Origin of the sequence: Budvicia diplopodorum (assembly GCF_009800925.1) — a bacterium.
Classification (GTDB): Bacteria; Pseudomonadota; Gammaproteobacteria; order Enterobacterales; family Enterobacteriaceae; genus Budvicia; species Budvicia diplopodorum.
This window is the reverse complement of sequence record NZ_WOYF01000008.1, coordinates 41,417-66,810: the sequence shown is the minus strand read 5'-3', so window position 1 is coordinate 66,810 and position 25,394 is coordinate 41,417. Positions and strand designations below refer to the sequence as shown.

The 25,394-nt window shown below is 48.7% G+C and carries 27 protein-coding genes; 3 read left to right on the top strand and 24 right to left on the bottom strand.

Going from position 1 to position 25,394, the window contains the following annotated elements:
• Window positions 1-3 precede the first annotated feature (3 nt).
• Window positions 4-666, top strand: a complete 663-nt coding sequence (locus GVI43_RS09705; protein WP_159566666.1) for a DUF1345 domain-containing protein — start codon at window positions 4-6, stop codon at window positions 664-666.
• A 175-nt stretch (window positions 667-841) separates the two neighbouring features.
• Here GVI43_RS09705 and GVI43_RS15955 read toward each other — a convergent pair whose 3' ends face one another.
• The 20 genes from GVI43_RS15955 to GVI43_RS09605 form a co-directional block, all read right to left on the bottom strand.
• Window positions 842-1,324 carry a BMC domain-containing protein gene (locus GVI43_RS15955; RefSeq protein WP_159566665.1) on the bottom strand — a complete coding sequence of 161 codons (483 nt, stop codon included), beginning with the start codon at window positions 1,322-1,324 and terminating at the stop codon, window positions 842-844.
• Between the two features lie 31 nt (window positions 1,325-1,355).
• A complete protein-coding gene (gene pduB, locus GVI43_RS09695) occupies window positions 1,356-2,141 on the bottom strand; it encodes a propanediol utilization microcompartment protein PduB (RefSeq protein WP_159566664.1) in 786 nt (261 codons plus the stop codon).
• A gap of 19 nt (window positions 2,142-2,160) precedes the next feature.
• Complete coding sequence (grpH, locus tag GVI43_RS09690; RefSeq protein ID WP_159566663.1) at window positions 2,161-2,448, bottom strand: propanediol utilization system shell hexameric protein GrpH; 288 nt, start codon at window positions 2,446-2,448, stop codon at window positions 2,161-2,163.
• Window positions 2,449-2,711: 263 nt separating this feature from the next.
• Window positions 2,712-3,857, bottom strand: a complete 1,146-nt coding sequence (gene metK / locus GVI43_RS09685; RefSeq protein ID WP_159566662.1) for a methionine adenosyltransferase — start codon at window positions 3,855-3,857, stop codon at window positions 2,712-2,714.
• A 195-nt stretch (window positions 3,858-4,052) separates the two neighbouring features.
• Complete coding sequence (locus tag GVI43_RS09680; RefSeq protein ID WP_159566661.1) at window positions 4,053-5,081, bottom strand: response regulator; 1,029 nt, start codon at window positions 5,079-5,081, stop codon at window positions 4,053-4,055.
• Window positions 5,082-5,176: 95 nt separating this feature from the next.
• A complete protein-coding gene (locus tag GVI43_RS09675) occupies window positions 5,177-6,451 on the bottom strand; it encodes a sensor histidine kinase (RefSeq protein WP_159566660.1) in 1,275 nt (424 codons plus the stop codon).
• Window positions 6,452-6,472: 21 nt separating this feature from the next.
• Complete coding sequence (locus GVI43_RS09670; protein WP_159566659.1) at window positions 6,473-7,390, bottom strand: glycyl-radical enzyme activating protein; 918 nt, start codon at window positions 7,388-7,390, stop codon at window positions 6,473-6,475.
• Between the two features lie 148 nt (window positions 7,391-7,538).
• Window positions 7,539-10,088, bottom strand: a complete 2,550-nt coding sequence (gene grpM / locus GVI43_RS09665) for a glycyl radical diol dehydratase GrpM (protein WP_159566658.1) — start codon at window positions 10,086-10,088, stop codon at window positions 7,539-7,541.
• 93 nt (window positions 10,089-10,181) lie between these two features.
• A complete protein-coding gene (locus GVI43_RS09660) occupies window positions 10,182-10,757 on the bottom strand; it encodes a DJ-1/PfpI family protein (RefSeq protein ID WP_159566657.1) in 576 nt (191 codons plus the stop codon).
• Between the two features lies 1 nt (window position 10,758).
• Entirely contained in the window at window positions 10,759-11,067 is a 309-nt protein-coding gene (locus GVI43_RS09655; RefSeq protein WP_159566656.1) for a BMC domain-containing protein, read from the bottom strand.
• A 39-nt stretch (window positions 11,068-11,106) separates the two neighbouring features.
• Window positions 11,107-12,690 (bottom strand): aldehyde dehydrogenase family protein, encoded by a 1,584-nt coding sequence (locus GVI43_RS09650; RefSeq protein WP_159566655.1) that lies wholly within the window; start codon window positions 12,688-12,690, stop codon window positions 11,107-11,109.
• 65 nt (window positions 12,691-12,755) lie between these two features.
• The gene (pduB, locus tag GVI43_RS09645; RefSeq protein WP_159566654.1) at window positions 12,756-13,541 is read right to left on the bottom strand and encodes a propanediol utilization microcompartment protein PduB; all 786 of its coding nucleotides are present in this window, start codon (window positions 13,539-13,541) and stop codon (window positions 12,756-12,758) included.
• A 19-nt stretch (window positions 13,542-13,560) separates the two neighbouring features.
• The gene (gene grpH, locus GVI43_RS09640; protein ID WP_159566653.1) at window positions 13,561-13,848 is read right to left on the bottom strand and encodes a propanediol utilization system shell hexameric protein GrpH; all 288 of its coding nucleotides are present in this window, start codon (window positions 13,846-13,848) and stop codon (window positions 13,561-13,563) included.
• 309 nt (window positions 13,849-14,157) lie between these two features.
• Complete coding sequence (tdcD, locus tag GVI43_RS09635; RefSeq protein ID WP_159566652.1) at window positions 14,158-15,357, bottom strand: propionate kinase; 1,200 nt, start codon at window positions 15,355-15,357, stop codon at window positions 14,158-14,160.
• A gap of 75 nt (window positions 15,358-15,432) precedes the next feature.
• Window positions 15,433-15,945: a GlcG/HbpS family heme-binding protein gene (locus tag GVI43_RS09630; protein ID WP_159566651.1), complete on the bottom strand. Its 513-nt coding sequence runs from the start codon at window positions 15,943-15,945 to the stop codon at window positions 15,433-15,435.
• A 34-nt stretch (window positions 15,946-15,979) separates the two neighbouring features.
• Complete coding sequence (gene grpN, locus GVI43_RS09625; protein ID WP_159566650.1) at window positions 15,980-16,246, bottom strand: microcompartment shell vertex protein GrpN; 267 nt, start codon at window positions 16,244-16,246, stop codon at window positions 15,980-15,982.
• Window positions 16,233-17,036 carry a flavoprotein gene (locus tag GVI43_RS09620; protein ID WP_159566649.1) on the bottom strand — a complete coding sequence of 268 codons (804 nt, stop codon included), beginning with the start codon at window positions 17,034-17,036 and terminating at the stop codon, window positions 16,233-16,235. The genes grpN and GVI43_RS09620 overlap by 14 nt, the downstream gene beginning before the upstream one ends.
• Window positions 17,037-17,050: 14 nt before the next feature.
• Window positions 17,051-17,872 carry an ethanolamine utilization protein EutJ gene (gene eutJ, locus GVI43_RS09615; protein WP_159566648.1) on the bottom strand — a complete coding sequence of 274 codons (822 nt, stop codon included), beginning with the start codon at window positions 17,870-17,872 and terminating at the stop codon, window positions 17,051-17,053.
• Window positions 17,873-17,895: 23 nt separating this feature from the next.
• Window positions 17,896-18,687 carry a phosphate propanoyltransferase gene (locus tag GVI43_RS09610; protein ID WP_281351004.1) on the bottom strand — a complete coding sequence of 264 codons (792 nt, stop codon included), beginning with the start codon at window positions 18,685-18,687 and terminating at the stop codon, window positions 17,896-17,898.
• An 84-nt stretch (window positions 18,688-18,771) separates the two neighbouring features.
• Window positions 18,772-19,890, bottom strand: a complete 1,119-nt coding sequence (locus tag GVI43_RS09605) for a 1-propanol dehydrogenase PduQ (RefSeq protein WP_159566647.1) — start codon at window positions 19,888-19,890, stop codon at window positions 18,772-18,774.
• 435 nt (window positions 19,891-20,325) lie between these two features.
• Here GVI43_RS09605 and GVI43_RS09600 point away from each other — a divergent pair, with 435 nt between their 5' ends.
• Window positions 20,326-21,231, top strand: coding sequence for a DUF7973 family transport facilitator (locus tag GVI43_RS09600; protein WP_159566646.1), 906 nt, complete (start codon window positions 20,326-20,328; stop codon window positions 21,229-21,231).
• 36 nt (window positions 21,232-21,267) lie between these two features.
• Here the strand turns inward: GVI43_RS09600 and GVI43_RS09595 are convergent, their stop codons facing one another.
• The 3 genes from GVI43_RS09595 to caiF form a co-directional block, all read right to left on the bottom strand.
• Window positions 21,268-22,101 carry an AraC family transcriptional regulator gene (locus tag GVI43_RS09595; RefSeq protein ID WP_159566645.1) on the bottom strand — a complete coding sequence of 278 codons (834 nt, stop codon included), beginning with the start codon at window positions 22,099-22,101 and terminating at the stop codon, window positions 21,268-21,270.
• A 9-nt stretch (window positions 22,102-22,110) separates the two neighbouring features.
• The gene (locus GVI43_RS09590) at window positions 22,111-22,452 is read right to left on the bottom strand and encodes a DUF6506 family protein (RefSeq protein ID WP_159566644.1); all 342 of its coding nucleotides are present in this window, start codon (window positions 22,450-22,452) and stop codon (window positions 22,111-22,113) included.
• 133 nt (window positions 22,453-22,585) lie between these two features.
• Window positions 22,586-22,993: a carnitine metabolism transcriptional regulator CaiF gene (gene caiF / locus GVI43_RS09585; protein WP_159566643.1), complete on the bottom strand. Its 408-nt coding sequence runs from the start codon at window positions 22,991-22,993 to the stop codon at window positions 22,586-22,588.
• A gap of 361 nt (window positions 22,994-23,354) precedes the next feature.
• Here caiF and aes point away from each other — a divergent pair, with 361 nt between their 5' ends.
• The gene (gene aes, locus GVI43_RS09580; RefSeq protein WP_159566642.1) at window positions 23,355-24,329 is read left to right on the top strand and encodes an acetyl esterase; all 975 of its coding nucleotides are present in this window, start codon (window positions 23,355-23,357) and stop codon (window positions 24,327-24,329) included.
• Between the two features lie 84 nt (window positions 24,330-24,413).
• Here the strand turns inward: aes and GVI43_RS09575 are convergent, their stop codons facing one another.
• Entirely contained in the window at window positions 24,414-25,373 is a 960-nt protein-coding gene (locus tag GVI43_RS09575; protein ID WP_159566641.1) for an L-carnitine dehydrogenase, read from the bottom strand.
• Window positions 25,374-25,394: the final 21 nt, after the last annotated feature.

Sequence of the window (25,394 nt, the reverse complement as noted above, 5' to 3'; positions counted from 1 at the left end):
GTTATGCCCTTCATCCCGGTGAGGCACTACTTAAAGACCCGTCCAAATTTCCTCATATCCATATTGGCAGGCATCGCCTGCTATTTCTTGCTTCCTGCCAAATTTGCCTTATCACAGAAATTACTGATCGGTTGGAACGTGCTGGCGTGGCTGTATCTGATTTTCATCTGGATACTGATGATGTTTTCCGGGAAGAAGCGTATTAGCGAGATTGCCCGTACGCAGGATGAAAGTGCCAGTCAGGTTCTGGCGCTGGTTAGCATGGCCTGTATGGTAAGCATGGCGGCAATTTTTCTGGAACTCAGTACCGTTAAAAATCTTTCAGGTTCAGCCAAAACGCTCCATCTGGCGCTGACCGGCAGTACGCTCTTTGTCTCTTGGGCTTTATTACCCACGGTTTTTACCATGCATTACGCTCATCTGTTTTACCGAAAAAGCGCCAAGGCAGAAAAAGTACTGATTTTTCCCGATAAGGCTGAAAAACCTGAGTACTGGGATTTTCTCTACTTCTCGTTCACCATCGCTGTCGCATGTCAGACTGCTGATATTGAAACCGGCACCACGGAAGTTCGGCGCATTGCCCTATTCCAATCGGTTCTCTCTTTCCTGTTCAATTTGTCGATACTCGGGCTGTCGGTCAACGTGGCGGCGGGTTTGATGAGCTGACTGCTAGCATAAATGGCTCGCCGGTAGTCCCCTTTCAGAACGCCAACCTAATGCCGTCATCCCGTTGAAAAACGGGACCCAGGTTTTAGCTAACAAATTAGCGCTTAGCCTAAAGGCTGGACCCCGGTTTCCACCGGGGCGACGAGGGGGAAAGACCGATGATAAAACGGCAGAACTATTTACGCTTTTTCTTATTCGAATCAGGCGTCTCGGCGTGGTTAACCGGCTGTGACGCCGCTTTAGCCGACGGTTTCTCATCGTCTAAGGCAATGTCTTGCGCGGCCAGTGAGCTACAGTCTAGCGAGAGGTCTTCATTATCTAGCACGGTGACGGCAATAGCCTGACTGGCTTTTGTTTCTGGCGCTTTAGCCTGCGCGGTTTCAGGTGAAGCAACCATCAGCGCCAGCCCTTCCCCCATGCGCGCAATAACTTTAGTTGAAACCACCCTATTCACCCTTGCCGCCGCCACGGCTGCCGCAGAGATTGCAGCGTTAACCGCCCCAACTTCTCCCAGCATTTTGACCATCACCATGCCGCCGCCTTTGGTCAGCTCATAGCCAATAATCTGTACGTTGGCCGATTTTACCGCGGTATCCGCCGCTTCAATTGCGGCCGCTAAACCGACGGTTTCAATCAGGCCCAAGCTTTGTCTTATCATATTCAGTCCTGCCTGTACGTTCATTGACTCATTAAATATAAGGCACCGTTGTTGACTTAATCTCTGCCGGGTCGAGCGTCGCCAGAAGCTGTAAGCCAACCTCTCTGGCCGCGATCACCGCCTGCCGCACCGCACCTGAATCACCGGCGAAGGTGAAAATTACTTCGTTACTAAAGCTAGTGCCTTTGGCCGGGCTGGAATAACCCACCGGTTCAATAACCGCCGCTTTAGCCGCCACATCTGCAATCACCACACCGATTGCAGCCGGAGAGCCCACGGTGATACCAAAAGACTTACCCAGCGGAGCGCCAAACGCCTTGTTCAGCGCATAGCTGGCGCGGGCGGTATATTGGAATTCAAGGTGACCGGCCGGGGAGCCATATACATCCCCCATGGTTCGTTGCACTTCGGATAAGGCAACTTCAATCGCCCGCCGCGCGTCTGAAACGTCTTCAGCGCCGAAAATAATCAGGCTACCGTGACCACCGCCGCCCATGGTATCGCGCGGCAGTTCAATCGACAGCACTTCACAGTTTGTGGCTTTAACCGCTTCATCTGCGGCAAAAATATGTGGACCCGCGCCGGTTCTGGCACCAAGAATACCAATAGAACGGTATCTTTTGTCGATCCCCATCAGTTCATGGAGCTGAGAGTCCACATTGGCTATCACTAGCCCAATGGTGTTACCAATCGCCGTTCCAACAAACTCAGTCAGACCACAGCCCCTTAAAAAAGAAGGGGACGCTATTTCCGCAGTTCTGCCGTTTTGTTTGCGCATCACTTCGGAAACAATCTGCTCAACAAGGCTGTTACTCATCTTACCCCTCCCTCTTTATTTAGTTTTTTGTTCCGGCCTGAGGAAGAATTTTTTCAACTTCAGTGTGAGGGCGAGGAATAACGTGAATAGAAACCAATTCGCCAACCTTGCTGGCAGCGGCAGAACCCGCGTCAGTAGCCGCTTTTACTGCGCCAACGTCGCCGCGAACCATCACGGTCACTAAACCAGAACCAATTTTTTCATAGCCCACTAGCGTAACGTTGGCCGATTTCACCATGGTGTCGGCGGCTTCGATTGCAGCGACCAAGCCTTTTGTTTCCACCATACCTAATGCTTCTTGTTGCATATTGACTCCTTAATCGCCTTTCGGCTGCTTAATATAGTTAATTTTATGGCGTCAGTTAGTCAGCGCTAACCGACAGACAGGGATTGACTTAGCATTGATAGTAGGGAGCTTAAAGGCAAATGTCTTGACAACTAACCGGAGATTTTTGTCATCATCCCCACTAAACAACAAGATATTACTAACGCCAAAATAACGGTTATGAAACAAACTGATAAGACCGCCAACCGCCGAGAATCCGCCTGAGGTTGGCGGGCGAAATATCGCTATATGGCGTCTTTAAGCAATGGGGCGTGAGCGGTTTTTTCCCACGGGAAGATATCGCGGCCGAAGTGACCATAGCAGGCGGTGCGGGTATAAAGCGGGCTGAGCAAATCAAACATCTTGATAATGCTGTAAGGGCGTAGATCGAAGGTTTGTAGGATCAGCCGTTGCAACACCTCAGACGGTATTTTCTCCGTGCCGAAGGTATTGACCATGACTGAAACCGGGCTGGCCACTCCGATAGCATAGGCTATCTGGATTTCACAGCGATCGGCGAAACCGGCAGCAACAATATTCTTGGCAACATAGCGTGCAGCATAGGCCGCAGAGCGGTCAACCTTAGAAGGGTCTTTACCTGAAAACGCCCCTCCACCGTGGCGCGCCGCGCCGCCATAGGTATCGACAATAATTTTTCGACCGGTTAAACCACAGTCGCCCATCGGGCCACCCACCACAAAACGGCCGGTTGGATTAATCAGGTATTTTGTGGTTTTTGACAGGTAGCGGGCTGGAATAACCGGCTTAATAATCTCTTCCGTTACCGCTTCGCGTAGGTCAGACAGGCTAACCGCTTCCCGATGTTGAGTGGATAACACAATGGTATCGATATCTTTTATCCGGCCATTTTCATAACGGAAAGTCACCTGACTTTTGGCGTCCGGCAGTAAAAAAGGTAAGCGCTCGCTTTTACGCAACAGCGCCTGGCGCTCCATCAATCGATGGGCATAGCTAATGGCGGCAGGCATCAGTTCCGGGGTTTCATTGGTCGCATAGCCAAACATAATGCCCTGATCGCCAGCCCCCTGCTCATCCGGGCTGTGCCGAAGAATTCCCCGGTCGATATCCGGCGACTGGTGGCCAAGAAGATTCACCACGCTACAGGTATTGCCGTCAAACCCGATGTCGCTACTGGTATAGCCAACGCGATTAATGGTTTTTCGCACGACCTGTTCAATATCGACTCTGGCACTGGAGGTTATTTCACCGGCAACGATGGCTACGCCGGTCTTAACCAGACATTCGCAGGCTACGCGGGCATGAGGATCCTGAACCAGATGTGCATCAAGAATGGCATCTGAAATTTGGTCAGCCAGCTTATCCGGATGACCTTCAGAAACCGATTCTGATGTGAAGAGATACGAATCCATACTTAGCCCCAGCATAACGCCCTATGCGCTTTTCCCGATTCTAATACCGGCAAAATAGAATATCTTTGTTTCGAACAAGACTTTTTTGTTCAGTTAAGCGCGATAGGACAAATATCCCCTTATGTCTATGGAGTTCTGCGGGATGACGACAGGTGGTGATGACAAGGGGAAACAACGAGGGCTGCCGGAAAATAGCTATACTTCAACCATATTCTTTCTATATTCCGACGGTGACAGACCCGTTTCCTTTTTAAACAGACGACAAAAATAGTTAGCGTCCTGATAGGAAAGTTCCAGCGCAATCGCATTAATCTGCAAATCGCTGAAGTTCAACAATAGCTTGGCTATCACCATCTTACGGTGCGTCAGATATTCCGAATAGCCAATACCAAACTGCTTTTTAAATAACCGGCTCAGGTAACACGCACTGATATAGGCATGATCGGCGACATCGTCTAGCGTCATATTCTTGAATATATTTCTTTCGATATAATACTGCGCGCGATGGATTGAATTTAACTTAGCCCCGGAAGATAAAAAGGCTACGTCAAAAATGTCATTACCAATAGATAATAATATACGAAACGTATTGTAATAACTTCGCTCATCAAAATTGAGATTGCTCATCAATTTTTCTGTGTTATTCAGAGCATCAATTTTCCATCCGTTTGATTTGGCTATCTGTTGTAATATCATAATAAAGTTAGCAATGATTCTCTGCTGATCTTTTGCTGCCCGGTAGGCCTCATTAATAACATTATTGATGATCAAATCATTCCATTGAACATAATCGCAGTTATTAATCAGTTCATTAATATAGACCTTTTGCTCTTTTATTTTATTGTTTAAATTTTCATCGAAGTTAAGGCTATTCTTAATGGCCTTAATTAAATACTGCGGCTTAACCGGCTTAAGCAAGTAGTCATCAACCTTAAACTCAAACATATTTCTGACCATTTCCACATCATCATTGGCGGTGATAACAATGATTTTTGTCTCTCTGGATTTTTGTCTAAGGTAACGGATAACGTCAAGCCCGTTAGGAAGGGGGATATTAATATCAACTAATATCATATCAATTTGGTCAAGCTCATCGATTAGCCGGATAGCTTCGGAGCCTTTGGTAGCCTCAAAAATTTTAACGCCGCTGATGTCACGGTTAATAATAATGCGAAGCGCTTCTAGCTCAATAAGTTCGTCTTCAACAACAACGATATTATACATAATGACTCCATTCTTATTATTATACCCGTCATGCTTCAAGTCACCGGTGCGTTAGCTCTCTGGAATGCCTAAAAAATCCATTCCCGATAGGCCCATCACTCACTTACGGCGTTACTGCAACTCGAATCATTTTCGGTATATCGTTGAGTCATAGGAAAACGTAATCTAATTATCGTTCCCATGTTCGGTTTATTGGGGCTTTCAATCTCTAAGCCATAGTGGTTACCAAAAAACAACCTTAGCCTGTTCTGAACGTTATTAATACCAATACTGCTGCCATTATTACAAACAATATCGCCCGATAAAATATGACCAATCTTCTCGCCCGGTATTCCATCACCGTTATCGGCAATTTCTAAAATCACATCCCGACCGTTATCAAAAGCTTTAATTGAGATAAAGCTAATGCATTCTCTGGGTTCCACCACATAGTTAAAACAGTTCTCAATCAGCGGCTGTAATATTAAGAACGGGCTGGCAATGCCCAAATACTTTTTCGGCACGTCGATCTCATAGGTAAAGCGATCTTTCATTCTGATTTTCTGGATCGCCAAATAGCTCTTTACGTGCTTCAGTTCGCTGTTAATGGTAATTAGCTTGTTATCACTCTTTTTAAGAATATAACGCATCATATCGGCAAAATCATACACCGTAGTTTCGGTACTTTGAGCCCCTTCTAAAAAAGCTAAACGGCCAATGGTATTCAGCACGTTGAACAAAAAATGAGGATTAATCTGATAGGTGAGCGCTTTAAATTCGGCCTCATGAAGCAAACGCTCAAGCTCAGCGCGCATTCTTAATTCATCGGCTAATTTAACGCTGTTGGCGTTAAGCTCTTTTTGAATAATATTGGAATAGCCTTGCTCGGCCAGATAAAGGGTAACGTGCAGCAACGAATAGGCGGCGGCTTCAAATTTTTCATAGGGAATAAAGTGCACATTCTTATGCAAATCGATCAGGTTGGGATCTCTGCGCCAGGAATCATCAACCCCCAGAATATGCTCAATACTCTGCTCTATTTCGGGCTCAACCCTCACCTGACCTGAAATAAATGCGCCAAAATATTGGCCATGAACGGTAATAGGAACGGCGAACTCAACAAAATTGCAGTAGCAGCGATAAACAATTGGCTTATCGTGGAGCATCGCGGCACGACCGCCCGCGTTATCGCACTGGAAGCACTTCTCGGCATTCAGCGGATTCTGACGAGAGGCAACGCAAAACGGCGAAAAACCGCTGGGCTTGGTGACCGGAATGCCTTCAGCATCGACAACGACTAATGCGATCCCCATGGCTTTACTTAAATTGTCCTGTAGCGTTTGTAAACGCTCAACCTCAAGTAAATCCCTTAGATGGAACGCATAATCCATTGGATACTCCGTAATCTAAATTCATCCACCAATATGGCAAGTAAATCCCATGCTCTCGATCTCACGTTTGAGCGTATTCACTCTGTCTTCATCAATAAAACCGGCACCGTCCATCGGATAAATACGCCCAAGCAATGCATACTTGTTCTCACCGTAGTTGTGGTAAGGCAAAATATGAATGGTTTCAACGTTGTTCATAAGTTTAGCAAAACCGGCAATTGCCCGTATCGAATCCAGATCATCATTTACCCCCGGAACCAACGGGATCCGCACTGAAACTTGAGTGATATAAGAAATTCTAATCAAGTTTTCAAGAATCAGTTGATTCGCTACGCCGGTGGCGTCTTTATGTATCGCGGGATCGATAGCCTTAATATCGGCCAACGCCAAATCGACATAGGGGAATACGCTTTCAATCACCGCTTTTGGCGCTAGCCCGGTGGTTTCCATGGCGGTATGCCAGCCCTTTTCTTTACAGGCCATCAGAAGTTCGCGGGTAAATTCGGGTTGAGAGAGTGGCTCGCCGCCGGACAGCGTGATCCCACCGTTAGAACGCCGGTAAACGTTCTCATCTTTTTGTAATTCCTGAACCACTTCCCACACCGTCATACGTTTACCTTTCATCAGTAACGCATCGGTCGGGCAAACCTTGGCACACTCACCGCAGCCGGTACAGCGCTGGCGGTCAACAAAATAGGGGTTTTGTGACGACAGTGCACCGAACCGGCAGGCTTCTAAGCACTTACCGCACTGAATACAGTTACTTTGCTGGAAAATTATTTCCGGCTGGGGTTTCTGAGACTCGGGGTTGCTACACCACTTACACGACAAGGGGCAGCCTTTCAAAAAAGGAATGGTTCTGATGCCCGGTCCATCGTGCAAAGAGTATCGCTGAATATTAAAAATAATGCCTTCAGTGTCGTATACAATATCGCTCATAAAATGATCTTCATGTTGCGTGACTTCATTATTATTTACTTAGGTTGAAGCCCATTGATGTAGGGATTTACCCGTCAGATTACGGCTAACTCAGATTACGGCTAACAATGGGTAAGGCCAAATAGCCTTACCCATCGCACCGTCGGCATTAGAACGTTTGTTCGGTACGGCTGATAATATCGTCCTGAACGTCTTTGGCTAATACCACGAACTGGGCGCTATAACCCGCAACGCGAACCACCAGATCCCGGTACTTCTCTGGGTTTTTCTGCGCATCGATGAGGATATCCCGGTTAACCACGTTGAACTGAACGTGCATCCCCTTCTTGTCGAAATAGCCACGAACCATGCCGCTGAAGTTCTTAAGCCCGTTATCGCCCGCCAGAGCAGAAGGCAGGAATTTCTGGTTATACAGCGTGCCGTTAGAGGCAATAAAGTGGTCAAGCTTGGCCACCGAGTTAGCCGCCGCCGTTGGGCCTAGGCTATCTTTACCCTGACGAGGAGAAACGCCATCGGCCAGCGGTTCTCTGGCTAAGCGACCGTCAGGCAAAGCCGCAACGTCTTTACCAAACAGCACGTTAGCCGATACCGGATAGATACCGGCCTGGAACTGACCGCCGCGCGGGTTGGTGTATTTCTCCACTTCTTTACAGTAAATCAGCGCACACCGACGGGCGACTAAATCTACCGCGTCGATATCATTACCAAAGCACGGCGTGCTTTCTAAAATACGACGGATTTCCTGATAGCGATTGTTGCCCGCAGGCTCTGAAGCAGCGGCACCGCCCGACGAAAGCTGACGATAAACTTCATTTTTAATCGAACCGGCATCCAGCGAACCGTTTTGCGCAATCACGCGCTTAACCACCTCATAAATCTCTTGCTCATTCAGCGATGCCTTGCTGGCTGCAGCAGTAGACTGCGCGCCAACCGGATAGCCAAAGTTGGCATTTAACGCCTCTTTCAGCTCTTGCACTGAAAGCCTGTGGTCTTCAAACACTTGCTTTTGAATGGCGTACACCGAGTCACCGGTGTCCGCTACGCCGAAGGCCTGAGGCCCGGTGAAGTTATAAATCGCGCCACCTTCCTGAATAGACTTCCCGCGGCCGATACAGTCATCAACCATGGCGGAAAGGAACGGCAGCGGGCAGCGTTCGCCGTGAGCAATATCAACGCTGTTACAGGCTTCCACCAAGTGGTGCACAAAGTATTCCATCTGAGCCTGAAAAGACGCGTAGAAATCGTCAATGCTGCGAAAGTTAGCTAAGTCTTTGGTAACAGGGCCTAGCTGAGTATCGTTAACCTTGCCGCCGTTTAGCGTAATCTCAAGCACTTTAGCCACGTTAAAGAATGCGGCATCGTGCCAGCCTTCGGTACGGTGAGGTGCCTGCGGTTCAACGCAGCCAATGATGCAGTAATCACGCGCATCGCGCAGCGAAACGCCGCGGTTTTGTAACGACGGGATAATCACTTCATCGTTATACATCGCCGGAACGCCCAAGCCTAAGCGCACTACTTCACAGGCGCGATACAAGAACGCATCGGGCGTGCCTTGCCATACGCGAATAGAGAACGACGGCTGCGGTAAACGCACGTGAGCCGTGGCTTCCATACACATGTAGCTCAGTTCGTTAGTGGCATCCAGGCCATCTTCCGTTTGACCACCCACGCACAGGTTTTGGAATACCGCATAACCGGCAAACGCTTGAGCAGAGACTTCGTCACGGGTTTTATTGACATCGTTCAGCTTGATCCAGCAGCAGTCCACCAGCTCTTGGGCAAACTCTTTAGCGATGCCTTTATCAGCCACCAGATACGGGTACATGTATTGGTCAAAACGCCCCGGAGAAATTGAATGGCCGCTTGACTCAATTTGCAGCATGCAGTGAATAAACCAGAAGGTCTGGCACGCTTCCCAGAAGTTAGTCGCACCGTGCTCAGGAACCCGGCTGCAGTTTTTGGCAATTTGCAACAGCTCGTTTTTACGCGTTGGGTTAGTTTCTTGAGCCGCCAGTTCATTCGCCTTAGCCGCATAGCGATGGGCAAAGTTAATCGCTGCGTTATAGCTGATGATAACCGCGTTATAGAACTGCTCTTTCTTAATGTAGTTCGGGTCCATGCGGTCAAGCTTGGTGATAGCTTCGGCAACCTCTTTGATTATGCCGCGAAAACCAATTTCCAAAATTTTACCGTAATCAACCGTCACGTGGCCTACGCCGCCAAAGAAGTAGTTCCCCACGGTAAAGACGCCTTTTGCCATGCTGTCTTTGGTTTTTTGCGACATATAAGACGAAGCAAGATCGCTGGTAGTTTTACCCGGCCAATATTTAAAGGCTTCATGGAGCTCCTGCGCGGTCTGTTTGGTAATAATGAATGGATCGGCAATACGATGTTCCATGGTCTCGAACTCTTTCTCTACCCAGTCATAAGAGAACTCAGGGCAAATCTCAGTGGAACGAGGATTTTTAGTAATCGCGCCAACCACCAGCTCACCGTCGCGAATAGTGACCGGCAGGTGGTTAAAAATGTTCTCAACGACCTTGGCACGGCGCAGGATCGGCGATAAGCCTTCATTTTCTTTATAGGCTTCAGTGGCTAATACCGCCCGCTCTGATTCAACGTAAGGTTTTGCATCAATAATCATCGCTTTCAGTTTGATGATGCGGTCCGTCGGGTTAGAAAAACCTTTCTCTATCATGGTGTATGACTCCTATTAATCGTTAACTTGTTCTGCATAAACACGCTTAAGAGCGATTTCAGTGAGAAATCAGTAAATTTGTTTGATAAACAGTCAGTAAAAAATCTTCACCCCTAACAGACGGGTAAAATCGTTGAGAATGGCCGGATGGGCTAGCCAAGTCGCCGCGGTGACTAAGTTGCCGTCAACCACCGAACCGTCAGTGCCGACATCGATGAAAGTCCCACCGGCAAGTTCAACCTCAGGCTTTACTGCGGCATAGGCAGTAAGCCTTTTGCCGTTCAAAACGTTAGCGGCAACCAAAACCTGTGGACCGTGGCAAATAGCGGCAATCGGCAGCGAAAAGCCCATCGCAAAGCGAACCATGTGCAAAACGTCGCTATCTAAACGCAGATACTCAGACGATCTTCCGCCGCTGATATAAAAACCGGCGTAGCTATCGAGCTGAATATCGTTGAAAGAAGCGGTTAGTTTAAACAAATGCCCCGGTTTTTCGGTATAGGTCTGATCGCCTTCGAAGTCATGAATCGCGGTTTTAATCAACTCGCCGCTCAGCTTATTCGGGCATACCACATCCACCTGAAACCCGAGCATGGTTAACGCCTGATAAGGCACCATGACTTCATAGTCTTCAGAGAAATCACCGGCCAGCATGAGGATCTTTTTCATCCTAGAATCCCTGTGTTGCACTATCGATATCTTCGATGGCCTGAATAGCCAACTGAACCGCTGAGGTTTCGCCAAATACCGCCAGCGTGGTGACGTGCTGCGGGCAGCTGCCAAAAACCTCAGAAATAACTACGTTAGAGCTTTTATTGGCCACATCGGCGTAAAAATAGAGATCGGGAATAGAAACCATGATCAATCCAATGGCATCAATAGCGCAGTGTTGTAAACGAGCGCGTGAATCACTGGGCATTTTGCGTTTAATCATGTCCACGACTTCCCGGCTTGGCGCATTGATAATTCGTTTCTTCATGGCCTGCTCTCTCCTGCCTTTATGGTTAAAACCGGCTCATCAACGGATGTTCAAAGACTCAACCATTACGCAGCGGCGCATTCTGGCGAAAGACTTAGCCGAGGTTAAACCTTCACCGGTAGGCCCGGCGATGGTAAAGGTGGTGTAGCCCTCACCGCCCACGCCCAACCCCGCGTAAGACGGGCCGTTTTTCACAAAAATTGTGGTTTGAATCAGTTTTGCCATTTTGGTCAGCTTCTCAACGTTGGTTGAGTGCATGATGGCGGTATGGCGATTGCCCTGCTCAAGCTCGATAGCCAAATCAATGGCCGCATCGACGTTATCAACGCGAACCAGCGGTAAAATGGGCATCATCAGTTCATGGACCACAAACGGATGGGTCTTATCGGTTTCAAGCAGAATGATTTTGGTATCGGCAGGCGCTGAAATATTCAGCTTCTCTAAGATATAAACCGCCCCTTTACCGACAAACGCCGTGTTCGGTCCGGTTGCTTTTTCGTTCAGCACCAGATCCTGTAATTTCTGAATCTGAGCGCGATCGCTGAGCAGGTAAGCGCCGTTTTTCTTCATATAATGAATTAAAAAATCAGCCACCTGATCGACCACTAACAGCTCTTTTTCAGCCACACAGGGCATGTTGTTGTCGAAGCTACAGCCGTTAACGATGTCTTTTGCCGCCTTCTCAATGTTGGCCGTTTCATCAACCACCACCGGAGGGTTACCGGCACCGGCACCAATGGCCTTTTTGCCGCTGGACATCACGGTATTGACGATAGCTGGCCCGCCGGTTGCGACCAGCATTCGGACCTTCGGATGCTTCATCAGTTGATTGGTGCTGTCAATTGACGGCTGCTCGACGGTGGTGACCAAATTCGCCGGAGCGCCTAACTCGGCCAGCTTCTGGTTAATCATGGCGATCGCCAGCAGCGAAACCTGCTTTGAACGCGGGTGCGGGCTAAACACCACGCAGTTACCCGCCGCCAGCATACCAATCGCGTTACAGATAATGGTCTCTGTCGGGTTGGTGGTCGGGGTAATGGAGCCAATAACGCCGTAGGCTGAATACTCAACCAGCGTTAGCCCACTATCACCGCTACAGGCCTGAGTCACAAGGTCTTCAACGCCGGGCGTTTGTAATACTGCCACCCGGTTTTTAATCACCTTATCGTGAAAGTTGCCCATTCCCGTTTCTTCAACCGCCATGCGCGAGAGCTGCTCCAGCACCGGCTGCTGACTAAACGCGTCACGAATGCCTTTGATAAAGCTGGCGCGATCGGCCATAGAACAAAGGGAATATTGACGCTGAGCGATATGGGCAGCCTCAATAGCCCGATCCATATGGCTAAAAATGCCATTATTTGAAGCATCGGCAGCGCTGGCGCTAAAGCCTATCGATGCCGGTGCGGGTACCGTAGCGCGGCTGGCGCTTTGCGCCGTGGTTTCACTCAATATCTGAGCCACCATTTTAGCGATCGGGTCTTCAGGCTCGGCTTTAACCTGTACCGGGGCAACATCAGCGTTGGCAGATGTCGGCGAAGCGCTTGAAGTGGCAGATGATCCCGTCGTTGCGCCATACTTACCCAATATATTGGCAACGGCCTGGGATATTTCTAAATCATTCATCTTGCTTTTCCTTGTCTTATTTTAACGCTTGATAACCCAAGACGGTCTTACTCAATACGGCCTGACTAAATGTAAGGCACGGTTGTAGATTTAATTTCTGCCGGGTCAAGCGTCGCCAGAAGCTGTAAACCAACCTCTCTGGCCGCAATAACGGCCTGACGCACCGCGCCGGAATCACCCGCAAAAGTGAAGATAACTTCGTTACTGAAGCTGGTACCTTTTGACGGGCTGCAGTAGCCTACGGGCTCAATCACCGCCGCTTTAGCGGCAACGTCGGCAATAACAACGCCGATAGCGGCCGGTGAACCGACGGTAATACCAAAGGATTTGCCCAGCGGTGCGCCAAAGGCTTTATTCAAGGCGTAGCTGGCACGGGCGGTGTACTGGAACTCCAAATGACCGGCAGGCGAGCCATAAACGTCACCCATGGTTCGTTCTACTTCAGATAGGGCAACTTCAACCGCCCGGCGAACGTCGGAAACGTCTTCGGCACCAAAAATAATTAAGCTACCGTGACCGCCGCCGCCCATGGTGTCGCGCGGTAGTTCAATCGACAGGATTTCGCTGTTAGTGGCTTTGACCGCTTCATCGGCGGCAAAAATATGGGGACCTGCTCCGGTACGGGCTCCGAGAATACCGATAGAACGGTACTTTTTGTCTGTTCCCATCAGTTCATGCAGCTGCGGATCGACATTGGCAATCACCAACCCAATGGTGCTGCCAATGGCGGTACCCACAAACTCTGTCAGACCACAGGCCCCCGAAAAAGAAGAGGCCCTTGTTTCCATCGTACCGTTGGCTTGTTTGCGCATCACTTCAGACACAATCTGGTCAACAAGGTTATCTTTCATCTTACCTCTCCTGCTCTAATCAGCTTTTTGTCATGGCGCTTGGAAGAATTTTTTCAACTTCGGTGTGAGGGCGTGGAATAACGTGGATAGAAACCAATTCACCCACTTTGCTGGCGGCGGCAGAACCTGCGTCGGTAGCCGCTTTCACCGCGCCAACGTCGCCGCGAACCATCACGGTGACTAAGCCAGAACCAATTTTTTCGTAACCCACCAGCGTAACGTTGGCTGACTTAACCATGGTGTCTGCGGCTTCGATGGCAGCAACCAGGCCCTTTGTTTCCACCATACCTAATGCTTCTTGTTGCATATTGACTCCTTAATGCCTTACGGCGGTTAGACGTAGTTAGTTTTTGATATAGTTAGTTTTTATCGCAATCGGTTAGCCCACGTTAATCGCACGCTGGCCGATAGACGGGACTTTTCTAAAATCGATAGTAAGTAGGAGGCAGGGAAATGTCTTGACAACTAACCGGAGATTCTTGCGATGAATAATTGCCTCAAGACAAAATATTCCTATCGGAAAAGAGAGAATAAGAATGGATTGAGGGCATTACGCCCTCAATGAAAATATTAATTGAATAAACAATAAATTAGAATTAACTCTACCAATTTTTAATTAGCAAATATTTGCTAATCTGACCACGTCCAGCGCAATCATTTTCTCTTCATTGGTTGGAATTACCGCCACAGCCGGGCTATTGGTCAGCGAAATAACCCCGCTCTTGCCGCCGCAGGTATGGGCATTTTTATCCGCATCCAGCCTGATGCCCAACACCGATAAATGATTTATCGTCAGCTCTCTAATCAGGCTGGAATTTTCACCGATACCGCCGGTAAAAATAATCGCATCTAAGCGAGACAGCGACATCATATGCCCACCGAGATAACGTGCCAGCCGGTGAACAAACACGTCAATGGCTAAAGAGGCTCGCGGGTGACCTTTACTGCGCTCCTCCTGTAAGGTACGGCAATCGCTGGAAACGCCGGATATACCTAACAGGCCAGACTGCTTATTCATCATGTCATCCAGCTCGTCTAAGGATTTACCGGTACAGCGGGCAAGATAGGTCAGAATGCCAAAGTCGATATCGCCGCCGCGGGTTCCCATGACCAAACCTTCGATCGGCGTCATGCCCATTGAGGTATCAACGCTTTCGCCGTTTTTAACCGCGCACACCGATGAACCGTTACCCAGATGAGCAACTAAAATGCCGTGATCGTTCGGGTCCAGCCCCAATAGAGCCACGGCCGACTCGGCAACGTAGCGGTGAGAGGTGCCGTGAAAACCGTAACGGCGAACCTGTAGCTCTTGCTGATATTCATAGGGAATGGCATAGGTATAGGCCGCCGCGGGCAAGGTCTGGTGGAACGAGGTATCAAAAACCGCCACCTGAGGCAACCGTGGAAAAACCGCCATCGTCGCTTCGATTCCCTGAGCGTTGGCCGGGTTATGCAACGGTGCCAGCATCGAGAATGAGCGGATATCGTCTAACACTTCAGGCGTAATCATCACCGACTGCTTAAACTTGCTGCCGCCGTGCGCCACCCGATGCCCGACGGCAACAATATGCGAAGTCATACCACGCTGGTCTAACTGCTCAATCAGCAATGCTAATGCACGTTGGTGACCCGACGGGGTTAGCGTCAGCGTGGTTTTCACATCCTGAGCGTCTTTAAATGAAATATAAGCGTTATCAAGCCCCAAGCGTTCTGCGATACCCGACAGCACCGGCCGGTGGTCATCAACCGCCAGAAGTGAAAATTTTAACGATGAAGAACCACAGTTAATAACCAATATTAAAGGTGAAAAGGACATCTTTGCTCCTGTCAGCAAGCGGTTTAATCAGATAAAGGGAACGGGCGTCACGACAATAGGAATAACCGAGCTGGGCTATGTTCTTTGCGGCGTAAGCTCAAAATCAGAGCGGCTAAACTGGGCAAGCGCATTAATGACAATCATCATATCTTGCGCTACGGTTCCGCCGCTAACGCCAATACCGGCAACTATTTTTCCACGGTGCCAGCAGGGGAAGCCACCGCCAACGCCGCTAATATTATTCAACTGCTGCAAACCGTATAAATCGGCACCCGGCGCCATTTGTTCGGCCAATAAGTGGGTCGGTATTCGCAACGCAACGGCAGAGTAGGCTTTTTTAAACGCCAGTTCGTGGCTGATTAATAACGCATCCGGCTGGCTGAAAAAGTACTTTTGCACACCGTTCGGGTCAACCAGGCTAAAAACAATCGGCAAGCCGATGGCATTGGCCTGCTCTTCAACCAGCTGGGCCAAACGTTTCATATCATTAAGGCTCAGAAACGGTGCGCGCTGAGCGGTACAGCGCTCAATACTGAGTTCGATCAGCCGATCGATCCGGCTGTCGGGTATCTGGCTCACGGTTGGCATCGTTGGCATCCTCTATCGCTATCGTTTCGGGCGTTCAGGCCAGCTCTACGGAATCAACGATGCCGACAATGGCAGCATCGAGCACCGAATGTTGTTTATCACAGGCTAAGCGGGCAGAGCTGCCGCAGGAAACAATCACAATTTCGCCGTTGCCGGCACCAACGGTATCTACCACCACCGCAGTACTCCCTTCCGGCTTGAGGTTTTCGTTCAGCTTGCTGATAACCAGTAGCTTCATGCCGATCAATGAAGGGTTTTTGGTGGTTGAAACCACGGTACCAATCACTTTAGCGAGATACATATTCATCACCTATACGGTTAATTAATTGGATGTTTCTTCGGTTAATTTCATCGCGCGCGGCGGGGGTTAATAGCATGTCCGGCGCAAGGCTGAACGGGCGTGAAGGATCGTGTAACAGAACGTCGCGCAGGCTAACCAGCCGTTTTTTCTGCTCAGCGCGACGATGGTCGCGAGGTGGATGGCAAAATGGATGAGCCAAAGCCGCCCAACTGGGTAATTCAATACCGGATACCAGCTCTGACGGATCGACAAAATCGACGCCGTATGCCTGTAGCCGGGCAATATGCTGCGCTATGTTAGCGGCATAGGCCGGTAAAACGGCGCTATTTGCCGGATGACAGAGACTGGCAACGATTCGCTTTCCCTGCGCCAGCGCGTGGGCTATCACCTCTGACGGCGTGCTATCGCTAATACCCAATGCCGATTTAACCAGCGTATTGAGTGACAGGCCCGGCAGTAGTAGCAAACCGCTTTGGTTAATCCGTTCGAAATAGTCCGCCGTGGTGTGTTCGCCAGGCTGACAAACATGCGCCGGTGACAACCCAGCTATCTCGGCCTGAAGCTGCTCCAGCATTGGCTGCGCGCTATAAGAAAACAGTAATGACAGTGAGTAATCTCGTTGGCTCAACGCCTGAAGCTGAGGTAGCGCTTGAATAAACGCGCGTTGGTCGCTGCCGGTAAACAGCACGGCAATGCGTTTTTTAGAACGCTGTAAAACCGCAATGACCCGCTCAGAAATCAACTCGATAATTGCTCTGTCAATCATCGCTGATAGCTCACATTGGCTCATTTAGCATCGCTCCTTTAACGCCGTACGCTAAGTGCAATCCCCAACGGGGTCACAAACAGCGGCTCAATCGAGCGAATCACTTGCCTGCCGGTCTGGTTGGCAAATACCGAGGTAAACTGTTCGAAATGGCTGGCGCCGCCAACCACATAGATATTCTTGGTGGCATAGTACCGTAGCCAACCGTCGACAATGCTGGCCATCTTCTCAACCACCGGCTTAATCATGGCAAACACCTCTTGCTCACGGGCGGGATCTTTTTTAATTTCATCCGCCTGTGCAAAAGAGATACCCAGCGCACCGGCCAGAACCAGCGTCATGTGCGTGCCGCCGGTCGGCTCATCGTCAGAGAAGATAACCTTGCCGTTGCGCAAAATGCTCATGCCGGTAGTACCGCCACCCACGTCGACAACCGCACCGTGTCTAATCTTTAATACGCTAGCGGCGGCAACCGGTTCATCCACAATGTTGGTTACTTCAAAACCGGCGGATTCAACCACGTTGGCGATAATCTTAGTATTACCGGCAGAAATGCCCGGAGGTATGGCGGTGGCGGCGTAGGTAAGCGTGCAGCCGAGTCGCTGTTCCAACTGCTGTTTTAGCTGCTTAACGACGCGCGTCGCGGTGGGGTAATCGACCACAATTCCGTCGCGCACCACGGTCGAAGGGTAAGTGACTCCGGCAATCGGATTATTTTTGCTATCGACTACCGCCAGAACAATATTGGCCGTGCCGAGATCGACGCCAACCTTTAAGTCACCGCAATAGGGGTTGCACGCCGCTTCACGCACCAGGCGGGCAAACTCGAGCAATAGCGTTTCCGATTCCGCGTTGGCCATATTCAATGCCCTGTTTATTTACTTTAACCAATAACCTTAACCAGACTGCCGTTAGTTAATCCGTAGGCATTGGCCTCTTCCACATCAACGTGCATTTCCAGTACTGAAGCCTGAGTGGCACGCACCGCAATACGCTGCATGATCCCAGCACGATGGCCTTCAGTTTGAACGCTAACCTCTTGCCCGTCGGTTAACCCGTACTGCGCCGCCATATCACAAGGAATATGAATATGCCGCCACGCAACAATCACGCCGCCGTCTTTGGTGACGCTGCCTTTCGGGCCCATAATCTCAATCGGGCTGGATCCGACAAGATCGCCGGACATTTTAATCGGTGCCTGAACGCCCAGCACAAAACCGTCGGCTATCGATATTTCAACCTGAGTTTCACTGCGCAGCGGCCCGAGAATGCGCACATTCTCGATCGCCTTTTTGGGCCCCTTAATAGTGACCGTCTCTGCAGCGGCAAACTGCCCCGGTTGCTTAACCGCTTTCATGCGGGTGAGCGACGATCCGTAGCCAAACAGGATATCCATATCTTCACGGGATAGGTGCACGTGCCGGTTGGATATGCCCACCGGTACCATTAGCGCAGGCTGCGCACTATCGCTTATCGCTCGGCTTGGTGACGCTGACTCAGGATGACTTTTTGCCATCTCAGCCATAATTTGCTGAGTGATCCATTGGGCTTGCGAGTTTGTTTCATTCATATTTAAACGCTCGGCTAAAGAACATCGTGACTGTTGGGTATAAACCGATGAACCGGTGAAATAGCGCTGTTTTATTTCTGTGCTTGAGCCAACTATTGATTCCACTATAAAGGAGCCGCTGGCAAAATGTCTTGACGGGCACGAGGAATTTTTTTACCCATGCCAAAAAAAACCACAAGATAATGCTGATTAACCAATAATTTTGGTTATCAGCCGGTCTACTTCGGCGGCGCTCGCTTTGCGTGGGTTGGTCTGAGTGCAACCATCGTCCAACGCGGCCTGAATAATACTGTCACGGTTTTTAGCCAGCAGCTGTAAATCAGAACCCAATGCTTTCAGGCTGTGCACAATGCCCATAGTCTGGTTCATACGCCTGATTTCATTGACCAGTTGCTTCACGGCATAGGGCCCGGAATGGCTATTCAGGCCAAAGATCTGTGCGCATGTAACGTAACGGTCGATCGCCGTTTTCTGTTGCTGTGCCGCGTTAAACTCAATGATTATCGGTAGCAGCATGGCGTTAATTTTGCCGTGGGGAATATGTAATACCCCGCCCAGCGCATGGGCTAAACCATGGACCAACCCCAAACCCGCTGAGTTAAATGCCATGCCGGCCATACAAGAGGCGTTATGGACCTTTTCACGCGCCTGAAGATTATTGCCATCGCGATAGATAACCGGCAGATAGGTATGCACTAAGCTCAGCGCTTTCTCAGCCAGCGCATCGCTAAAATCATTAGCATTGGTTGAAACGTAGGCTTCAATGGCATGAGTGATAACGTCCATTCCGGTATCTATCGACACAGAACGGGGCACGCTGAGCACGAGGCTCGCATCTAAAATAGCAATATCGGGGAGTAACTGATCCGATACCAGCGGATATTTACGCCCGGACTCCGGTTCGGAAATAACCGCATAAGAAGTCACCTCAGAGCCTGAACCACTGGTAGTGGGAATGGCAATTAATAGAATTTTTTGGTCGGGAATTAAATCCTGCAGGGTGACTAAAATACCTTTAGCGGCATCCAACGATGAACCGCCGCCAAGCGCAATAATTACCTCGGGCCGGAATGACTGAAAATAGCCCGCGCCCTGAACCAGAATATCGACGCTCGGATCGGGCTTAACGTCGCTAAATATTTTGACCGAGCACGACGAGAGCCTTTGCTGCACCCGGTCTGTCATTCCTGAACTTGCCATAAATGAATCGGTGACGATCCCTACTCGTTTATTGTGATACTGCTCAAGTAACGATAGAGAATCGGTGCCGGTATACACTTTGGGTTTCACATAGAATTGCTTTGTCATTGCGTATCGCTCGCTATTAGCGTCAATTTACATGGGTTAAATCTAGCACCGCTTATTATTTGGCTGATAGGTTATCCTTGTTCAAAAACAGGAATATTTTGTCATTATCCCAATTGCACCATCAAAAAATTCCTCTGATGCAACGTCATCCTCCCCTTATTTAAATAATATTTAAAAACAATAAGCACCTTCATGACCCAATAATAATTAAGCAGATAAAAATAGGCTAAGCCAAATATATAATATGATTATTTTAAATAAAAAAGCGAACCACAATAACGCTAGCATTATTTTTACAATCAAAGAAACGCAGTGCAAATTATACGTATCACCTGACAAGATAGTATAGCGACAGAAATAAACCACACGTGCTAGTTTCTCTTTGGCTATTAATTAGAAAAATAAAATCACCATCAATTAAAAGGTAATATTAGAATGAATATTCATGATTTATTAATTGTATTTGGTGCGGGAATATTTGGCGCAGCAATCGGGGCTTTGGCCGCGTTTGAATTCGTTGGTTTACTGGTGATTGCGCTGGTTGTAATACAGATCGCTACCGGCGCACCGTCTTCATTTATTGAACTGCCTTTTGGCATGTTCGGGCCGCACGTAGGTGGATTTGCCTCCGGCGTTGCGGCTACCGCCTATGCCGCTAAAAGAGGGAAATTAGCCAACGGGCGAAACATCGTCGCCGGGCTAAGCGGCCTCGCCGCGCCCGACGTTCTGCTAGTCGGCGGCATTTTTGGCGTAATCGGTTACCTCTGTATCAGCCTGGCTAGCAGGGTACCGGCGTTTTCATCGGGTCTGGCCTGGACGGATACCGTTGCGCTTTCGGTGGTAGTCTCCGGCATTATCACCCGCTTTGCGTTTGGTAAAACCGGCCTGTTTGGTAAACCTGATGCCGGCATTCGCCAGTGCTATCCGCCCAGTGATAAATGCTGGATGCCCTACCACAGCCGGATTGGGCAGTTAGCCACCTTGGGCGTTGGCATTGGGCTATTTGCCGGTTATCTTGGCAGCAGCCTTGGCGGCAACGGAGCGCTATTAGCCTTTGGTATTTCTGCGTTTTCCCTAATTTTCTTACATTTCAATACGCAGGTTCCGGTCTCTCACCATATTTCACTACCGGCGGCCACCGTCGCGGTGCTTTCAGGCAGCTTACTGTGGGCGGCGATTATCGGCGTGCTGTGCGCACTGTTGGGCGAACTCATATCCCGGCTATTTTTGGTGCATGGCGATACCCATATTGACCCGCCCGCGTTTGTTATTTTTATTATGACAACGCTGATTAACCTAAGCGCAACCTTTGGGCTGTTTGCCCTGATTCCGCTGGTCTAAACGTAATCAGCCTGAAGTAAGAATCCCTAGGGGGACCTAGCCAAGCTCGCCCTTGCCCTCGGGATAAATATAACAATTTAGCCCTCTATATTGCTCAGTGAGTAACTGGTTAGGGGTTAGCCCGGTAAAAAATCGGCAGGTTTTAATGAAATGGGATTGGTCGGTATAGCCATGGGCCAGCGCGCTGTCGAGCACGTCCTGACCGGATAATATCTGACGCAAGGTATGCTGAAAACGCGCAGTTCGGCAAAAATAACGTGCATCAACGCCAATAAAGTGACGGATACGTCTTTCCATCGTTCGCGGATTCAGCGCCAGCCGTTCACGCACCGTTGATAAATCTGCGCCATAGTAAAGCCGGTTGGCAGCCTGAGTCATATGAGGAACAGCAGTAAGATGTTGGTCTAACATGCTGATAAGCCAACGTTCTAACTGGCTTACTAATCCATTAAATGGCACTTCCAGTAGCTCAGGAAATGCATGTTTTAAAGCCATATCGTTCAGAGATATCGGCCGGTCTCTTAGTTCCTCAAGAGAAAGGCTAAACAGAGGAAAACTGGTACCGCAGCGTAAACGGGCCGATATAAATTTCACCTCAGACTGCATGGTCAATGGCGCAAGCCGGATCCGAACCCTGCGTGGGCTGAATAAAAATGCATCCCCGGTCCTGACGACCTGCGTATCGGTAATTATTCCGTTTTCCAAAGAAATCACCTTCAGCAGCAAAGGACCGCCTAAATTAAACAGCAGCTCCCCTCCAGTGCCGGGAAATAGCTCTGGTAACGCAGTCCCAGCGGGTAAATTCCAATACCAATAATGTGCTATCCACGGGGATAACACATTACCGGGTGACGCTATATACCTTTGCATCGTTCCAACTTATACCACCGCGGCATCTGCACCAGTGATTCCATTATTTCTGCTGTCTCCGCTACAAAATCCCATTAAGGGATGGGTATCAAAGCGCACCACGCCGACCTGCATTCGGCCTTTGGCTGCTTTAACCATAAGAGCAACGCCCTGATGACCAAAGCCTGCGCATAGCTCAACGGTTCTGATGCCTTCCTCATATAAATCGTCAAGAATATCGCACCCTTGTTGATAGCTAGCAACGGCCACGGTTTTAAGGTGAACACCCTCGGTTTTAACCCAACCGTTATGGATTGTCGGATCGGCTTTTGGTGAAGTAAAAATAAAAGCCGCTTTTATAATATCAGTCATTGGTTTATCTCCGGTTAGTGATGACCCGTAGACAATACCCCGTATCAAATTTAGTGGATTGTACCGTGACGACACATTGGTTCTTTTCACAGTAGGCTCTTTTCACCGTAGGTCATTCAACCAGTAACCCAGCCTAAATTGCCTTACGGCAGGACTTTGACAAAAACTGCTTCCACTTGTCTTTGTTATTCAGTTCCATCGGCAACATTGCGACGATGCTTTCCTCGTCCTCAATCTGCTGCGCGGTCTTTGCCTTATTCAGTGCATTTTTAACCCGTTCCTCAATAGCATCATCAATATGATTAACGCGAATTAAACGCTGACACTGACAGCCACTCCCGGCAAGATCGTTAGGAATTGTTTTAGTCATACAGGCGATTTCCGCTACTTCAGAAATCATATAGGACACAATGTTTATCACTCGTTTTCTGGATAAATCAAACTGCTCAGCAATCTCATTCGCATTGACCCACCGTTGTTGTTGCATCGACCAGCGGGCAATACTTAAATAGAGCGGTTCCCGATCAGATAATTCACTCATAAATTACACCTCACTTACCAATATTAAACATAATTTTAATATTTCATTATTTTTTCCATCACTCTATCAGCATACTAAGCTGTATATTTATCCTTATATAGATACTCCTTATTTTTGAAATCGCAAGCAAAAAATAATAACCAGACAGCACTCTATTTATCAATTTTTACAGGATAACAAAGTCACCAGAAAATATTATTCACACAGGGTAAATATGACATTTGAATATTCTAACAATGCGTTATACTGGTGAACATTAAATTAATAATTCAGTTAATTTAAACTTAGAGTACATAGCGAAAACCAATTTAATTCCGGAATATTATGAAATAACATAATTTTTATTTATCACGGAGTAACCATGAACAACATAAATAAAATTAGCCTACTCGAAAAACTCTCACACGAAATGCAGCAGGTTATCAAACAGCAAGAAATCAATACCACTATTGATAATCAACGCTCCGACGGCAGTTATGCAGCCATGCGTACTCAATATCAGAAAGAACGAGAGTACTGGAATCAGGGTGGTCCTGTAATGGACCATACGCTAGCGGTCGATGTTCCATTTGAAAATACAACCATTTCAACCAAAGTGTACTACCCGAAACATAAAGAATATGCGTCGTGCCTGTTCTATATACATGGCGGTGGCTTTATTGTTGGTAATCTAGATACCCACGATAGAATAATGCGAATAATGGCTGAAGAATCTCAATGTACCGTCATTGGCATTAATTATTCATTATCGCCAGAAGCCAAATTTCCACAGGCCATTTTGGAATGTATCGCAGCGACTGATTATTTCCGTCAGCATGCTGACCAGTTTAAAATTGATACTTCATCGATCGGCTATGTCGGTGATTCCGCTGGCGCACATATTGCTATGGCCACTTTTTTATGGCTAAGAGATCATCGTCAGGATACTTCATTTATTAAAGCCTTAGTCCTGTATTATGGACTGTATGGATTAAAAGACTCCCGCTCTATTCGACTTTACGGCAACGCATTAGATGGTTTAACAGAAGAAGATCTACAGCTTTATCAAGAGATGTATTTACAACAACCGCAGGATAACCAGTCTCCGTATTACTGCTTTTTTAATAATGATTTAACTCAGCAAATGCCCGCCTGTTTTATTGCTTCGAGTGAGTTTGATCCTCTGCTTGATGATAGTGAAACGCTGTACGCTATCCTGAAAGACAAAAATGTAGACTGCGAATACAAAATGTATCCGGGCGTGTTGCACGGTTTCTTACACTATTCAAAAATGATGGCATCATCCAAACGGGCAATTACCGATGGTGCGCACTACTTTAGAGCCCATATCAAATAATCAAAATAATGAAGATTGATAAAACAGAAGAGCGCGGGCCGGGCGCTCTTTGGCTGAGGTTTTATCCCATCACAAACGCAAAGCCTAAGACAATATTCCGTGCTGTATTTTGGTTTTAGCAATCGCGCTCATCACTGCCATCAGACAATCATCGCGATAGCGTTCCATTGCCGCAATGGAATGCGTTCCCAGCTGTTCAGTGGTTCCGTCAACCACCGCATCGATCAAAGCACCCGTCAGTTCAGGTGCCTGAAGGTGCGTCCAAGGTAGCCGTAACGCCGGGCCAAACTGGGCCATAAAATGGCGCATTCCGGCATCGCCGCCCGCCAGCGTATAGGTCAAAAAGGTGCCCATAAACGACCAGCGTAAACCGGCACCGAAGCGGATAGCATCATCAATTTCGCCGGTGGTCGCTACGCCGTCGTTCACCAAATGTAGTGCCTCGCGCCACAAAGCCTCGAGCAGCCGATCGGCAATAAAGCCCGGCACCTCTTTTCGCACCTGTAGCGGACGCATACCCAGCGCGCAATAAATCTGCATGGCGGCATTAACCGCAGCGGTCGAGGTGTGTTCCCCGCCCACCACTTCCACCAGCGGTAATAAATAGACCGGGTTAAAAGGATGGCCTACTACGCAGCGTTGCGGGTGGGCTACGCCAAAATAAAACTCAGAGGGTAAAAGCCCGGAAGTGCTGGAAGCAATAATAACCTCAGGACGGGCACTGCTAGCCATTCGGATGTGCAGCTCGTTCTTGAGATCAATGTCTTCAGGCACGCTTTCCTGAATAAAATCCGCGTGCTTAACGCACTCGTCAATGGTACCGGCAAAGTGTAACCGTGACTGGCTGGCTCCATCAGCAAGGCCCTGCTTTTGCAACGCGGGCCAGACATTAGCCACCCGCTGGCGAAGGTTGCGCTCAGTCTCTTGGGTTCTGGCCCAGGCAACAACGTCCGTTCCGTAGGCTAACGCACGGGCAACCCAGCCGCTGCCGATAACGCCGTTTCCCAAAGAAGCGAATAGCTTAACGTCGGTATTAATGCTCATTTTCGGCTCCAAAGTGATTGA